At 33.4% G+C, this 15,770-nt stretch carries 15 protein-coding genes; 7 read left to right on the top strand and 8 right to left on the bottom strand.

Features of this window, described 5'->3' with window-relative positions:
- Positions 1–10 precede the first annotated feature (10 nt).
- On the top strand, positions 11–1,288 hold the full coding sequence (locus ACKC83_RS15055; protein WP_434036146.1) for a glycosyltransferase: 1,278 nt from the start codon (positions 11–13) through the stop codon (positions 1,286–1,288).
- Positions 1,288–2,745 carry a polysaccharide biosynthesis C-terminal domain-containing protein gene (locus tag ACKC83_RS15050; RefSeq protein WP_434036145.1) on the top strand — a complete coding sequence of 486 codons (1,458 nt, stop codon included), beginning with the start codon at positions 1,288–1,290 and terminating at the stop codon, positions 2,743–2,745. The genes ACKC83_RS15055 and ACKC83_RS15050 overlap by 1 nt, the downstream gene beginning before the upstream one ends.
- 63 nt (positions 2,746–2,808) lie before the next feature.
- Here the strand turns inward: ACKC83_RS15050 and ACKC83_RS15045 are convergent, their stop codons facing one another.
- Both ACKC83_RS15045 and ACKC83_RS15040 read right to left on the bottom strand, forming a co-directional pair.
- Positions 2,809–3,870: a hypothetical protein gene (locus ACKC83_RS15045; RefSeq protein ID WP_434036144.1), complete on the bottom strand. Its 1,062-nt coding sequence runs from the start codon at positions 3,868–3,870 to the stop codon at positions 2,809–2,811.
- 163 nt (positions 3,871–4,033) lie between these two features.
- Entirely contained in the window at positions 4,034–4,609 is a 576-nt protein-coding gene (locus tag ACKC83_RS15040) for an NUDIX domain-containing protein (protein WP_434036143.1), read from the bottom strand.
- An 89-nt stretch (positions 4,610–4,698) separates the two neighbouring features.
- Between ACKC83_RS15040 and ACKC83_RS15035 the strand changes: the two genes are divergently transcribed.
- Positions 4,699–5,670, top strand: a complete 972-nt coding sequence (locus ACKC83_RS15035; protein WP_434036142.1) for a DUF3667 domain-containing protein — start codon at positions 4,699–4,701, stop codon at positions 5,668–5,670.
- A gap of 9 nt (positions 5,671–5,679) precedes the next feature.
- Here ACKC83_RS15035 and uvrA read toward each other — a convergent pair whose 3' ends face one another.
- On the bottom strand, positions 5,680–8,463 hold the full coding sequence (uvrA, locus tag ACKC83_RS15030) for an excinuclease ABC subunit UvrA (RefSeq protein ID WP_434036141.1): 2,784 nt from the start codon (positions 8,461–8,463) through the stop codon (positions 5,680–5,682).
- Between the two features lie 239 nt (positions 8,464–8,702).
- On the opposite strand from uvrA, the gene ACKC83_RS15025 reads away from it, so the two are divergent.
- Together ACKC83_RS15025 and ACKC83_RS15020 are read left to right on the top strand one after the other, a co-directional pair.
- Positions 8,703–9,287, top strand: coding sequence for an RNA polymerase sigma factor (locus tag ACKC83_RS15025; RefSeq protein WP_414034655.1), 585 nt, complete (start codon positions 8,703–8,705; stop codon positions 9,285–9,287).
- Positions 9,288–9,342: 55 nt separating this feature from the next.
- Entirely contained in the window at positions 9,343–9,483 is a 141-nt protein-coding gene (locus tag ACKC83_RS15020; protein WP_414034654.1) for a hypothetical protein, read from the top strand.
- A 22-nt stretch (positions 9,484–9,505) separates the two neighbouring features.
- On the opposite strand, the gene ACKC83_RS15015 is transcribed toward ACKC83_RS15020, so the two are convergent.
- The gene (locus ACKC83_RS15015) at positions 9,506–10,165 is read right to left on the bottom strand and encodes an endonuclease III domain-containing protein (protein WP_434036140.1); all 660 of its coding nucleotides are present in this window, start codon (positions 10,163–10,165) and stop codon (positions 9,506–9,508) included.
- Between the two features lie 29 nt (positions 10,166–10,194).
- On the opposite strand from ACKC83_RS15015, the gene bcp reads away from it, so the two are divergent.
- Positions 10,195–10,647 carry a thioredoxin-dependent thiol peroxidase gene (gene bcp, locus ACKC83_RS15010; protein WP_434036139.1) on the top strand — a complete coding sequence of 151 codons (453 nt, stop codon included), beginning with the start codon at positions 10,195–10,197 and terminating at the stop codon, positions 10,645–10,647.
- Here the strand turns inward: bcp and ACKC83_RS15005 are convergent, their stop codons facing one another.
- The gene (locus ACKC83_RS15005; protein WP_434036138.1) at positions 10,648–11,568 is read right to left on the bottom strand and encodes a hypothetical protein; all 921 of its coding nucleotides are present in this window, start codon (positions 11,566–11,568) and stop codon (positions 10,648–10,650) included. It lies immediately after the preceding gene.
- 86 nt (positions 11,569–11,654) lie between these two features.
- Between ACKC83_RS15005 and ACKC83_RS15000 the strand changes: the two genes are divergently transcribed.
- Positions 11,655–12,803, top strand: a complete 1,149-nt coding sequence (locus tag ACKC83_RS15000; RefSeq protein ID WP_434036137.1) for a cysteine desulfurase family protein — start codon at positions 11,655–11,657, stop codon at positions 12,801–12,803.
- Positions 12,804–12,834: 31 nt separating this feature from the next.
- Here the strand turns inward: ACKC83_RS15000 and ACKC83_RS14995 are convergent, their stop codons facing one another.
- From ACKC83_RS14995 to ACKC83_RS14985, 3 genes are read right to left on the bottom strand one after another with little or no spacing between them, the layout of a single operon-like run.
- The gene (locus tag ACKC83_RS14995) at positions 12,835–13,416 is read right to left on the bottom strand and encodes a tRNA-(ms[2]io[6]A)-hydroxylase (RefSeq protein ID WP_434036136.1); all 582 of its coding nucleotides are present in this window, start codon (positions 13,414–13,416) and stop codon (positions 12,835–12,837) included.
- Between the two features lie 5 nt (positions 13,417–13,421).
- Complete coding sequence (locus tag ACKC83_RS14990) at positions 13,422–14,009, bottom strand: hypothetical protein (RefSeq protein WP_434036135.1); 588 nt, start codon at positions 14,007–14,009, stop codon at positions 13,422–13,424.
- Complete coding sequence (locus ACKC83_RS14985; protein WP_414034647.1) at positions 14,002–15,747, bottom strand: DNA polymerase III subunit gamma/tau; 1,746 nt, start codon at positions 15,745–15,747, stop codon at positions 14,002–14,004. The genes ACKC83_RS14990 and ACKC83_RS14985 overlap by 8 nt, the downstream gene beginning before the upstream one ends.
- Positions 15,748–15,770 lie beyond the last annotated feature (23 nt).

Raw genomic sequence — 15,770 nt, 5'->3', positions numbered from 1 at the left:
GAACAACACAATGAAAAAAAATGTGCTCATCGTAACCTATTACTGGCCACCTGCTGGAGGTCCTGGTGTACAACGATGGCTAAAATTTGTAAAATACTTACCCGATTTTAATATAAATCCTATAGTTTTTATTCCCGATAATGCAGACTATCCTCTAGTCGATAACAGTTTATTAGATGACGTTTCTGAAGATATAACTATTCTGAAATCACCTATCCGAGAGCCTTACAAGTTTGCGAAATTACTGACAGGAAAAAAAGCCACAACTATTAGTAAAGGTATTATCACAGAACGGACAAAGCAGAGTAGGATAGAGTGTTTAATGCTTTATATACGAGGTAATTTTTTTATCCCAGATGCTAGAAAGTCATGGGTAAAACCGTCTGTGGCATTATTATCAGATTATATATCAAAGCATAACATAGATACTATTATTACAACAGGTCCTCCGCATAGTGTACATTTAATTGGTTTAAAATTAAAAGAGCACTTTGGGGTGAAATGGATTGCGGATTTTCGTGATCCGTGGACGACTATTGGTTACCATAAAGAATTAAAATTAACAAGGGCTTCCGAAGCAAAGCATAAGCGATTGGAGTCGCAAGTTTTAAATACTGCAGACGATATAATTGTAACTAGTAGTCCGACAAAAAGGGAATTCGAGGCGATTACCAATGCACCTATTCATGTTATTACAAATGGCTATGATAAGGTTTCAACTGGCGCAATTTCTTTAGATGAAAAATTTACATTAGCCCATATTGGTTCTTTGCTGTCTAAGCGTAATCCAAAAGTTTTATGGCGCGTTTTAAGCGATTTAGTAAAGGCAAATCCCGAATTTGCTCAGGATTTTCAGCTTAATATGGTAGGGAGTATTGGTGAAGATGTTCTTGAATCTATAGAAAAATTCGGTTTAAATAGATATATAAATGCTGTTGGATATGTTTCTCATCAAGAGGCTATAGTATACCAAAAACAATCTCAAGTCTTATTGTTAATCGAAATAGATTCTGAAGATACTAAATGTATAATTCCAGGGAAATTATTTGAATATTTGGTATCTAATCGGCCTATAGTTGCGATGGGGCCAGAAGCTACCGATGTAGAACAAATTTTAAAGACAACCAATACGGGACAATACTTTTTATACAAGGATTACGCAGGATTAAAACACGTAATATTAAATCATTATGAATCCTTTAAAAAAGGAAGTTTGCAATCTTATCCCATAGGTTTGCAAAAATATAGTAGACGAGCACTGACTGAATCACTCTCAAAAATTTTATAATGGGAGTTGTAATAAATCAATCTATAAAAAACACGATTGTAACCTATTTGGGCTTCGGGTTAGGAGCAATAAATACATTGTTTTTATTTACTCGTTTCTTAAGTGACGAGTATTTTGGTCTGATTACTTTTATTTTGTCTACGGCAAATATTTTAATGCCTTTAATGGCTTTTGGTGTAAATAATACAATTATTAAATTCTTTTCTACATTTAAAACGCGTCAGTCTCAAAATAGTTTTTTAACCTTAATACTATTTCTGCCGTTAGTTATTATTATACCATTTGGAGCGATCGGATATTTCGCTTTCGATACCATTAGTACTTGGATTGCAAACGATAATGAGTTAGTGAAGGATTATGTCTGGCTTATTTATATTTCGGCCATTGTTTTCGCTTATTTCGAAGTATTTTATTCTTGGGCGAAAGTACAAATGCAATCGGTTTTCGGAAACTTTATGAAAGAAGTTTTTCACAGGTTGGGAACAATGATTTTATTATTTGTGCTATATCTAGAGCTTATTTCAGTAGATCAGCTTATTGTATATATTGTTTTATTATATGTATTGCGAACGTGTATTATGATGGTTTATGCTTTTAGTATTAAGCGTCCGGTGATAAAATTTTCTAGACCTTCTAATCTTGTAGCTATTTTAAAGTATACCACGTTAATAATTATAGCAGGATCTGTGGCCAATGTTATTTTAGAGATTGATAAATTCATGATTGGGTTTTATAATATACTCGAAAATGTAGCTTATTATAGTGTGGCCATTTATATTGCTTCTGTAATTGGAGTGCCTTTGCGCTCAATGCACCAAATTACAAATCCGTTGACAGCTAAATATTTAAATGAAAAGAATAAAGAAGGACTAAAAGACTTGTACAAGAAATCGTCCTTAAATTTATTGATAGTTAGTGGGTTTATTTACCTTCTCATTATTCTTAATATTAATGAATTATATCGGTTAATACCAGAGCAATTTGGTAATGGTATTTTAGTTGTATTTTTAATTGGTCTCGCGAAGTTATTTGACAGTCTTTTAGGGAATAATAATTCCATATTGTTTAATAGTGATTACTATAGAACAGTATTAGTTCAAGGCGTGTTTTTGGCCGTTATTTCGGTATTGTTAAACATCTACTTTATACCATTGTATGGTTTAAACGGTGCGGCTTATGCTACTTTTATCTCTGTGTTTTTGTATAATGTTATTAAGGTGTTGTTTGTCTATAAAAAATTTGGAATTCTACCATTTTCAGAAAATACACTTAAAGTTTTTCTTTTAATCTTAGCCACTGCGTTTGTATTTTATTTCTGGGATTTCCCTTTTCATCCTGTTATTAATATCGGCTTAAAGTCCGCTATAATAGGATTGGTATATGGCGGGTTTTGCTACTTTTTTAATCTTTCTGGGGATATCACAAAATTGCTAAATACAATTCTAAAAAGAAACTAAAAAATCCTGTGAGACCGTTTTTAAAGGTTTCACAGGATTGGAGTAAGTTATAAATTGTTTTATCTAACCTCTTTGTCTAGAAGAAGTTGATGTTCTAGTATTTGTGTTTTCGCTTATACTTCTAGAGTTACTATCCGACGACGATGTTCTTGTAGAAGTATTACGTGCATTTGTTGCTGTTGATGTCGCTGTACGTGTAGAGCGCTTAGCAGTTGTAGTTGTGTTTTGTGTAGCGCGAGGTTGATTTTTAACAACTCGAGTGTTGCTAGCTTGTTGTGTACGCGTACTTGATAATTTGGATGTATTTGTATTGGTTGTGGTTCTACTGTTATTATTATTTCTAGTACTAGTTCTAGTAGAGTTGTTTGCTCGTGTACTACTATTACTTGAGTTTGGTTTAATTAAATTACTAGATCTTGAACTAGTTGTAGAAACTGCTCGTGGTCTAGTATCAGTTCTCGATTGATTATAAGATCTGGTACTATAGGACTTATTAGAATATCTATTAACGACAGGCCTTGTATTATTTTGGTAAGGTTTTGAGTAGGTACGTCTTACTGGACGGTAATTTTGTCTGTATGGCGTATGGTAAACTACACAATAACTTGGTTCTGGAATACGATAATAACTATGCCAAGGTTTATAGATATACCCCATATTACGCGGATTTATATATCCAGAATAATGTGTGTATACATAATTATTATAGTAAATATTCATATTTCCAATATGAGACACTAGTCCGTAACTGTTGTAATTAATGTCTACATTTCCTGCTCTAATAATACGGCCATAGTAATCGTAATAAATCGGTACACTCTGTATTTGTATTATTGCTCCATATTCGTCGAATTGTACATACGGATTATAATTGTAACCGGTGTTAAAACTAAATTGAATATTAGGAGAATTAAATGCAAAGTTTACATTGTCGTTAACACCTTGCATATAAAAGTCGAATTGTCCATCCTGAAAGATTGAAAATTCCACACCACCTTCATTAAAAATAAATGATTTCGGATTATTATATTTAGCAATATTCGCTTCAGAAGGCGTATATGTATTTGCTTGCACCGTAGGAACAGCAAAAATAACTAGACTAAGTAAAGTAAAAAGTGATTTCATAGTTATCAATTTTTGGTTCGTATGGTTGTAAAAGCAAACAGTGTGCCAAGAATGAAAATGATTTTGAATTAAAATCAGTAAAATGTTTATTATGATAACAATAATGTATAAAATTTACCCACTTCGTTTGTTTTCGATAATTAAAATAGCATTTACTTAACGCTTAGTATTTATTTAATAACAACCACTGCAACGCTATAATAGTTTTCGCATCCTTAAAAGCATGTGCATTAAGTTTACTTTTTAGTTTTGAAATGGGAAGCTTTATAAGCTGAATATCTTCTTGTTCAGAGTCAAGACCACCACCTTTAAATATTTTATCTGTGGAATTAACTTCAGCATAAAATGCATTTACTTTTTCCGATGTTCCTCCAGGCGAAGCAAAATAGTCACCTATAAACTCCATGTGCTTAACCTGATACCCGATTTCCTCTTCTACCTCACGTCTAGCGCATTCCATTGGGTCTTCATCGGCTTCCATACAGCCGGCTACAATTTCTGTAAGCCAACCATCGAATTCTGGATGCATTATTGTGGGGTATCTAAACTGGTTAATTAGTAAGATAGAATCTGTATCTTTTTCTACCAAAACAATGGCGATGGCACTACCACGATCTAAACATTCTCTAACTACTTTTACTTGTTGGTCGCTTTTAAATGTATCATGTGTAATCGTCGCTTTTTTTACGGTGAAAAAATCTTTATATACAATGTCTTCTTTAATAATATTATATTTCATAGTGGGATGTTATAAGGGACTAAGGTAATTAATTATAAGATGTATTAAAAAGTTACTTATCTTCACTTTTTAGATTTTTATTTCCATTTATGAGTAAATCCTGTAAAAATTGTGAGTTCAGTTGTGATGATACCTTTAAATATTGTCCAAATTGTGGGCAGAATTATCACGAAGAATTAACTGTTAACGATATTTTTAAAAATACGATTAATAACTATTTTTCGGTGGATGCTCGATTTTTCAAAAGTTTTTTACCCTTATTATTCAGACCAGGATTTTTAGCCTTGCAATTTGTAGAAGGAAAACGATTAAAATATTTAAACCCAGCCCAGTTTTATTTGTTTGCTAGTGTGGTGTTTTTCTTTTTATTTTCATTTCAAATAACTAAACAAGAAAAACTTTTAGACGCTGAAGTAGCGGAGAATTTTAAAACCATGGATGCAGGGATAGTAAAAGATTCTTTACAACTTAATATACAAAACCTAGACAACCTTGAAATTCAATTAAATAAAGGTAATAAAACAAAATTTAACAGGTTTACCTTAGATTCTCTAGTACAGGTAGGTGCATCTGGAGATCAAGTTTTAAAAGGCTTAGGGGTAGATTCTAATGCAAGCACGTTCGAGAAAACGTTTTATTTACAAGTATTTAAATTTTATAAGAATAAAAGTAGTGCACCATTAATAGATACCTTTTATAATTATGTTCCCATTTCATTATTTGTACTACTGCCTATATTTGCCTTCTTTTTATACCTAATGCATTATAAAAAAAGACATTATGCCGAGCATTTGGTATTTAGTCTGTACTATTTTGCTTTTTTGTTTATAATGTTTAGCCTTTTTACTCTGGTTCACTTTATGATCGAACTGCCTGATCTTTCCAAAAAACTTATATTAATACTAAGCTTTGTGTATTTATATTTGGCAATCCGTAAGTTTTATAAATCACGAAAAAGAACAAGTTTTGTAAAAGCTTTATTAATTTCTGTAGTATTTATAGCTTTAGTTGTTCCTGTAGCTATGGCCATTATAGGAACTGCAGCCTTTTTATTTTATTAAATACTCGATTTAGATTTTATCTTTTAGGTATTTTGCCGTTACGCTATTTTTATTTTTAACGAGTTCTTCGGGCGTACCAAAAGCAACAATTTCTCCACCATATTCTCCACCACCAGGACCTAAATCTATAATGTGGTCGGCACATTTTATAAGTTCTAAATTGTGTTCCACAACTATAATAGAGTGCCCTTTTTCGATTAAAGCTCTAAAGGATTTTAATAATTTCTGTATATCATGGAAATGCAGACCTGTAGTTGGCTCATCAAAAATAAAGAGTGCTTTTTCTTTGGTATTACCTTTTCCTAAAAAGGTTGCCAATTTAATACGCTGCGCTTCACCACCAGAAAGGGTAGAAGAGCTTTGGCCTAAAGTAACATAACCTAAGCCTACGTCTTGAAGTGGTTGAAGTTTGTTTTTTATTTTTGTGACTTTGTGTAAATCAAAGAATGAGATTGCATCATCTATAGTCATGTTTAAAACATCATCTATGGATTTATCTTCGAATGTAACTTCTAGCACTTCTTTTTTGAACCGTTTTCCGTTACAGGTTTCGCATTGTAAATGCACATCGGCCATAAATTGCATTTCTATGGTTACTTCACCTTCACCTTTACATGTTTCGCATCGGCCACCATCAACATTAAAAGAAAAATGCTTGGCCTTATAATCTCTAATTTTACTTAGTTTTTGGTTTGCAAATAAATTTCTAATATCGTCGTAAGCCTTAACATAAGTTACAGGATTAGAACGGGAAGAACGACCAATAGGATTTTGATCGATAAACTCGATATTTTTAATGGTGCTATAATTTCCTTTTAACTCTGAAAATTGTCCAGGTTTATCCCCAAAGCCAGTCAGTTCTTTTTGTATGGCAGGATATAAAATCTTTTTAACTAAGGTACTTTTTCCACTACCCGAAACACCCGTAACTACAGTAAGCATGTTAAGTGGAAATGTGACGTTTACATTTTTTAAATTATGTTCCCGAGCACCAAGAATTTCAATCTGATATTTTGAGGAAATACGTTTTTTAGGTACTTTAATTTCCATTTCGCCATTTAAATATTTGGCAGTTAAGGAATTCGATTTTAAAATATCCGAGTATGATCCGGTAGCAACGACTTCACCTCCAAAAGTTCCTGCTTCTGGACCAATATCAATAATTTCGTCCGAAGCTTGCATGATGTCTTCGTCGTGTTCTACAACTATAACGGTGTTACCTAAATCTCGTAATGCTTTAAGAACTCCAATTAAACGTTCGGTGTCTTTTGGGTGTAATCCAATACTTGGTTCGTCCAATATATACATGGAACCTACCAAGCTACTTCCTAAAGAGGTGGCTAAATTAATACGCTGACTTTCACCACCAGACAACGTGTTAGAGCGTCTATTTAATGTAAGATAATTTAATCCTACATTGGATAAAAATTCTATTCTACTATTGATTTCTTTCAATAAGCGATTCGAAATTTTAGTATCATTTTCATTGAGTTCTAATCCGTTAAAAAAGACGGCTAATTTATCGAAAGGTAATTCTACTAAATCAGTAATGGTTTTACCACCAACTTTAACGTAATTGGCTTCTTTACGTAATCGTTTTCCTTGGCATGTTTTGCATTTTGTCTTGCCACGGTAGCGTGAAAGCATGACGCGATTCTGAATTTTATAAGCTTTAGATTCTAGCTCTGCGAAGAAACTCGATAACCCTTCAAAATACTGATTTCCATCCCAAATAAGTTGTTTTTGCGCATCGCTTAGCTCGAAATAAGGCTTGTGAATAGGGAAGTTAAATTTATGAGAATTGTTTACTAATTGGTCTCTAAACCAACTCATAGATTCTCCTCTCCAAGGAAAAATAGCATTTTCGTAGATTGAAAGTGCCGTGTTTGGAATCACCAAATCGTCGTCTATACCCACAATATCGCCATAACCCTCGCAAGTAGGACAGGCACCATAAGGATTATTAAAACTGAATAAATGCACATTAGGCTCTAAAAAAGTAATATCATCTAATTCGAAATTATTGCTAAACGTTCGGGTTGAATTATCGCTTAATGTCTGAATAGAACAGGTTCCTTTTCCTTCGTAAAAAGCGGTTTGGATAGCATCGGCTAAACGATTTAAGAAATCTTCGTCGTCTCTAACAATAATTCGGTCTACCACCAATTCAATCGACTCCACTTTAGTGTTGTCTGGTGCGTCCTCAATCCTAGTAACGTTGTCATCAATTTTAATCCTTGCATAACCTTGCTGCTTTAATGCATTAAGTTTATCCTTTAATTCGCGACCGTCTTCAAGAATAAAAGGGGCTAAGAGCAATAATTTATCGCCATCGCTAAATGTTTTTATATACGAAACGACATCGGTTACGGTATCTTTTTTTACTTCATGTCCCGAAATAGGCGAGTAGGTACGACCAATTCTGGCAAATAACAATTTTAAGTAATCGTAAATCTCAGTTGTGGTACCCACTGTCGATCTTGGATTCGTAGAATTCACCTTTTGTTCGATAGCAATGGCAGGAGCTATACCTTTTATATAATCAACTTTTGGTTTGTTAAGTCGGCCCAAAAACTGACGTGCATAACTCGATAAACTTTCCACATAACGGCGCTGTCCTTCAGCATACAAGGTGTCGAAAGCTAAACTTGATTTTCCTGAACCCGAAAGCCCTGTAATAACAACAAGTTTGTTTCTTGGAATGACGACATCAATGTTTTTCAGGTTATGCAATTTTGCACCTTTGATTATGATGTTTTCTTTAGGATTTACTTCAGAAAGGTTGATACTCATAGCTTCGTTTACGTATAATTTCCAAAGATAACATAAGTATTTCAGCTAGGAAAGTAGATTGTTGCCCATTAAAATGTTAAAAAAAATATAAATAATAATTTGTGATTTGTTTAGGAATATTTATATATTTGGCCGAATACTATTCACATAAATATACAGCCTATACTGCACAATTACTTTTAAAACATGTTAACCCAAATAGGAAAATTTACCATTTTCTGCATTTTAAAAGTATTGTTATGCAAAAAGAACTTATCACGGATGCTGTATTAGTAAGCGATTATATAAAAGGAAATGAACAGGCTTTGGAAACCCTTATTATAAGGCATAAGCAAAAAATCTATGGATTTATTTATTCCAAAGTTTATGATAGAGACGTCGCCGAAGATATTTTTCAAGACACCTTTATAAAAGTAATTAATACGCTTAAGTTGGGAAATTATAACGAAGAGGGCAAGTTTATTCCTTGGGTTATGAGAATTTCTCACAACCTTGTTATCGATTATTTTAGAAAAAACAACCGCATGCCGAAATTTGATAATTCTGGCGAGTTTAGCATTTTTTCAGTTTTAAGTGACTCTTCTCTAAATGCAGAAAAACAACTTATAAAAGATCAGGTAGAAACCGATGTAAGACGCTTAATCGAGGAGTTACCAGAAGATCAGAAAGAAGTTATTTTAATGCGTATGTATAACGACATGAGTTTTAAAGAAATATCTGATAAAACAGGAGTAAGTATTAATACGGCCTTGGGACGCATGCGTTATGCATTAATTAATATGCGAAAAATGATTGAAAAAAATAATATTGTTTTAACAAATTAGCATACTAAATAAATATAATTGCCGTTATTATATTAATAACTTTAAAATATTATTAATGGCTAAACTTTACTCTAAGACGTCAAGTCAAATTAAATTACATCCAAAAAAAGAAACTTTAAAGTTTCTGTTAGATTATTCTAAAGCATTAGGTGTTGTAGATGGTAACAAAGAAAAGTTTAAAATTATTTTAAACTAAAAACAAAAAAGTCCTGATTAAATCAGGACTTTTTTGTTTTATAGTATTTATCGATTTCTGTTCTTCTTCCTATGGTTTTTGTAATAATATCTTTCTCTAAGTCCCAACCTCTAGCAGGAGAATATTGACGCCCGTACCAAATTATTTGCAAATGTAAATCGTTCCATAGTTCTTCTGGAAATAAACGTTTTGCATCCTTTTCAGTTTGTACTACGTTTTTACCATTACTTAAATTCCAACGGTACATTAAGCGCTGAATATGGGTGTCGACAGGAAACGCAGGAATGCCGAAAGCTTGAGATAAAACTACAGCGGCGGTTTTGTGTCCAACGGCAGGTAACTCTTCTAAGGCTTCATAGGTTTTAGGAACTTCACCATTATGTTTATCAATTAAAATCTGCGATAACCCATGAATTCCTTTACTTTTCATAGGAGACAAACCAACAGGTCTTATTATATCACGAATTTCATCGACAGTAAGTTTTACCATGTCGTAAGGGTTATCTGCTTTTGCAAATAATAGTGGTGTAATCTGGTTTACGCGAACATCTGTACTTTGCGCCGACATTAAAACGGCTATTAATAAAGTATATGGATCTTTATGGTCTAAAGGAATCGGAATTTCAGGATATAAATCATTTAAGGTATTTATAACAAACTCTACTTTTTCTTGTTTAGTCATTATTGTATTTTTGAATAAATTAAAAAAATATGACAACTTTAAAAATAGGAGATAAGGCTCCAGATTTTTCGGCCAAAGATCAAGATGGCAATATAATTTCTTTAAATGATTATAAAAGTAAAAAATTAGTAATTTTTTTCTATCCTAAAGCGAGTACACCAGGTTGCACTGCAGAAGCTTGTAATTTAAGAGATAATTATGAACGTTTTAAAGCGCTTAATTATGAAGTTTTAGGTGTAAGTGCCGATAGTGAAAAACGCCAAAGTAACTTTAAAAACAAACACGAGTTTCAATACCCATTATTAGCCGATGAAGACAAAACGGTGATTAATGCCTTCGGAATTTGGGGACCTAAAAAGTTTATGGGGCGTGAATATGACGGGATCCATAGAACAACTTTTGTAATTAACGAAGAGGGTATCATTGAAGATATTATCTCAAAGGTAAAAACAAAAGCACATGCCGAGCAAATTTTAGATTAATTAAGGAAATTCCGGGGTAACATAGCGATCATTGCTAGTCGCAGTATCATCTAAAGTTCCTAAATTAAATACATCCTGACTCACACCAGGCAATTGAATGTTGGTTAGAATAGTACTAATCTCGTAAGATTGCTCTATGGTGTGCTGTCTGTAGGCTGTAGCAGGAACTGTTTCAGCAACTTCTGGATTTAAATAATCGGCACCAATACTGCTAAAAGTAATATCGTTGGCAGGGTTCTGATCTTGACTTTTATTTTCTTCATCACGCGTTAACACGCCATCGCCATCATCATCTGGATCTAAATAATCAGGAATGCCATCACCATCCGTGTCTAAAGAATCCACAAATCCAGTGCCCTCCACATAGTTAGGCGATTCACTGCTGGTTTTTATATTATCACCATCATCATCATCATCTAAATAATCTGGAATACCATCGCCATCGGTATCTGTCGGATTTGTACTTGGATCGTCGTCACCATCTAGATTTTCATCTTCCACATCTGCAGGAATACCATCATTATCATCTTCAATTAAAAGTGTTGTAATAGTAGCCACGCCAGATGTACTTTCTAAATCGTTAGTTATTAATACATCCGAAGGAGGAACATCGTTACAGAAAAAATCTGAAGGATCTGAGTCGTAGGCACGGTAATTAAATGGATTTGAAGAACTGATATCAACTGTGGTAATTAGTGTATTATCTTCGCCAACCTCTAATAGGTCTTCTAAAGTAATTTCAGGAGATGTTATTTTTAAGGAAATAGATTCGTAAGGATCAGATTGTATGTTATAAAACACCAATTCTCCACAACTTTCGTAAGTTAAATCGAATTCAAAATCAACTGTAATAATATCGCCGTCATCACAGGATAAAAGAGTGAAAAGACTTAAGCAAATAATGAAGGATAACTTACGCATAGAAATTTATTTATTGGCAAAAATAATGATTTGACAAATATAACGAGACTTATTGAAAGTAATTTTATTTGAAGTAATTTTGTGATATGAAAAAGGTGTATTTTGATAGTGCTGCGACCACTAAAATAAGAGAAGATGTTATTACTAAAATGACAGATGTTATGAGTGAATATTATGGTAATCCATCTTCTTCGCATAGTTTCGGTCGTTCTTCAAAAACATTAGTTGAAACGGCTAGAAAGACTATTGCCAAGCGATTAAACGTTTCGGCTTCCGAAATTGTGTTTACCTCTGGAGGTACCGAAGCCGATAATTTAGTGCTTTTAAGTGCCGTGAAAGATTTGGGAGTTAAACGTATTATTTCTTCTAAAATAGAGCATCATGCCGTTTTGCATACCATTGATTTTTTAGTCGATAATTATAATATTTCTGTCGACTATGTCTCTTTAGAAGACAATGGCACAGTAAATTATTCTCATTTACAACAACTTTTGGAATCTTCTGAAGAGAAATCGTTGGTGAGTTTAATGCATGTTAATAATGAAATAGGAAGTTTATTAGATTTAAAACGGGTTGCGACACTTTGTAAAGCTACAAATACACTGTTTCATAGTGATACCGTACAATCTATCGGACATTACGAATTAGATTTACAAGATATTCCTGTGGACTTTATAGCGTCTAGCGCTCATAAATTTCATGGTCCGAAAGGCGTTGGATTTGCTTTTATAAGAAAACATTCTGGTTTACACGCTATGATCCATGGGGGAGAACAAGAACGCGGACTAAGAGCAGGGACGGAAGCCGTACATAATATTGTGGGCTTGGAAACGGCTTTTAAATTAGCATATCAAAATTTGGAGTTGGAACGAAAAGCTGTGAGCGATTTAAAAATTTATTTTGCTACAGAACTTAAGCATGCATTTCCTAAAATTACTTTTAATGGAGACTCTTCAAATATAGAGCACACTGCCTACACCATGTTAAATGTGTGTTTTCCTTTTGAAGCGAATAAAACCCAACTGCTTTTGTTTCAATTAGACTTAAAAGGTATAGCGTGTTCTCGAGGTAGTGCGTGCCAAAGTGGGAGCCAAAAAGGATCTCATGTTTTAGCTGAAATTTTAAGCGACGAGGATTTTAAAAAGCCATCAATTCGATTTTCTTTCTCTCATTATAATACAAAAGAAGACGTGGATTATGTTATAGAGGTTTTAAAAGCCTTCGCGGTACAATAAATGGTGATTTGTGAAGATTAAATAAATTGAATTATCCGTGAATGGTTTCTCTTTTCCCCAGATCAGCCATTATTTTAGCTTCAAAGTCTAAGAGATTTTGCCATTTTTCGTTCACTTCGTTTTTATCACCATATTGTCTGGCGAATCCTAAAAACATAGTGTAATGGTTTGCTTCACTTACCATAAGTTTTCTGTAAAATTCGGCTAACTCTTTATCTTCTAATTCTTCCGATAATAATCTAAAGCGTTCACAACTTCTTGCTTCAATTAAAGCAGCATACAATAAACGATGCACTAATTGTGTGGTTCTGCTTCCGCCTTTAGGGAAAAATGTAATGAGTTTTAATACGTATTCGTCTTTTCTGTCACGACCTAATACCCAACCATTTTCTAAAATTTTGTCGTGCACCATCTTAAAGTGACTAATTTCTTCTTTTACCAAAGCGACCATTTCTTGAACCAATTCTGTATACTCCGGAAAGCTAACAATTAAAGAAATTGCTGTACTGGTTGCTTTTTGTTCGCAATAGGCGTGATCGGTTAAAATGAATTCTACATTTTTTTCTACGATATTAACCCATCTTGGATCTGTTGGTAATTTTAAGCCTAGCATACTCTTTAGATTTTAGTTGTGGTTTCGGTAATCTTGTAATGACCTTTGGTTGTAATTGTAAGCAGATATGATTTGTATTCTGTCGTGGTTTCTGGTTTATTGAATAAAATATTGAAACTAACAGAATTTTTTGAAGAAACGTTATTATCGTCTATCCAAATACTTTTTAATATATAGGGCTGAAGTCCATCGGAAACTTCTTTAATATGTTTAGAAATAAAGGTCTTTGAAATGGTCTGATTAAAAATCGTATGATTATTTAATTGAACAGACACATCAGCCATGGCATCTCTGTAAAATGTTTTAACTTCTAAATTCCCTTTTGCTTTTACGTTAAGCACATTCGAATTTATATCACTATACGTTTTCATATGAATTTTGAATCCGCTGTTTAAAATGGTATCCGTAATGGTTTCGGAATAGTGTTCTGGTAAGTAATTTATACGCTCGGAAAAGGAGGTAAGCATACCGTTATCGGCAAAAACTTGTCTTGGTTTTTTATTTAATTTATGTCTGCCATCGCAACACGTAAGCGTAGTAATTATTAATAAAATAAAAACACCTAATAGATTATATGTTAGTTTCTTAAACATCCAGATCGAAAGCTTTTCTTAAAAGTTCTAAACTCGGGTTTTTATCGCACATTCTTTCAAATTTCTCGCGCGGCGTATAGGCGTATTGCTTTTCTTTTTCTTCATTAATTATGATGTCTAAAGTCACATCAAAATTGTTTAAACGTTTCCGTATAAAACTCATGAGATGAAACTGACTACGCTCAACTTCTACCTTATTTGTCTGGTTTGGATACTCCACTCTCATGGTGGTTTTATCTATTAACTTAGGGGTGTCTATAGATAAAATGGATGCTAAATTATGTTTACCTTCAGCTTCAAGAACAGTCACAAAATCTTTCCAAGCCGTTTGCATGTCTTCCTCTGTGAAATCGTCGGTTGGTAAATTAACTTCGTCGTAAACAACTTCGTTTTGTCTAATTTCATGCTCTTTTTTAGCACGAATACTTTTTAAAGATAGACCTGAAGTTCGCTTATTATCCTTCGATAATACAATTTTTGGAATTTTAGGATCCGAAAATTTTGAAGGATTTTCTTTTTTTGCAGGTGTATTGGATGTTGAAGTTTCCGTAGCCTGTGGTTCTTGTACTTCTGAATGATTCGTATTTGAAGCTACAGGTTTGTTTACAGGAATAGGAGTAATGCCTTTTGCTCTAAAATAAGAAGGCGGTATTATGAACCGTTTGCTATTTTTTTTTTCTCCATCAAAAGTGATAGAGGCAAGTTGCATGATACAAAGTTCGACGAGGAGTCGCTGGTTTTTACTGGTTTTATATTTGAGATCGCAGTCGTTAGCAAGTGCTATACCTTGCAATAAAAATTCCTGAGACGATTTATTTGCTTGTTCTAAATATTTCTGCTTTGTTTCTTCTCCAACTTCTAAAAGCTCTACGGTTTGCGGTGTTTTACAAACCAATAAATCTCTAAAATGCGATGCTAAACCTGCAATATAATGTTGCCCGTCAAATCCTTTGGACAAAGTGGTATTAAATTGCAAAAGTAAATCTGGAATTTTATTTTCTAATATATAATCTGTGCTTGTAAAAAATGTTTCGTAATCGAGAACGTTTAAATTTTCGGTAACGGCTTGTCTTGTTAAGTTCTTGCCAGAAAAACTAACCACACGGTCAAAAATAGAAAGGGCATCACGCATTGCACCATCTGCTTTCTGTGCTATAATATGTAATGCATCATCTTCGGCAGTTATACCTTGTTCTTCAGCAATATATTTTAAATAATTTTTAGCGTCTGTAACCGTAATACGTTTAAAATCGAAAATCTGACATCTAGATAAGATGGTCGGGATAATTTTATGCTTTTCGGTGGTAGCTAATATAAATATACAGTGCTTTGGTGGCTCTTCTAATGTTTTTAAAAAAGCATTAAAAGCGGCTTGAGATAACATATGCACCTCGTCAATTATATACACCTTATACTGACCAATTTGAGGTGGTATTCTAACCTGATCGGTTAAGTTTCTAATGTCGTCTACAGAGTTGTTAGAGGCGGCATCTAATTCAAATACATTAAAAGCAAAATCTTCGTCCGGATTATCAACGCCTTTACTATTAATCATTTTAGCAAGAATACGAGCACAACTTGTTTTTCCCACACCACGCGGTCCGGTAAACAAAAGGGCTTGTGCTAAATGATTGTTTTCTATAGCATTTAATAATGTATTTGTAATCGCTTGTTGCCCAACTACATCTTTAAATGTTTGGGGTCTATACTTACGAGCCGATACTATAAAATGTTCCATAGAATTACTTAGAGCAACAAAGT

The sequence above is a fragment of the Formosa bonchosmolovskayae genome (assembly GCF_051016085.1).
In the GTDB taxonomy this organism is placed as follows: Bacteria; Bacteroidota; Bacteroidia; order Flavobacteriales; family Flavobacteriaceae; genus Formosa.
Note: the sequence above shows the minus strand (reverse complement) of the source record. Positions and strands in the feature narration are given on the sequence as shown.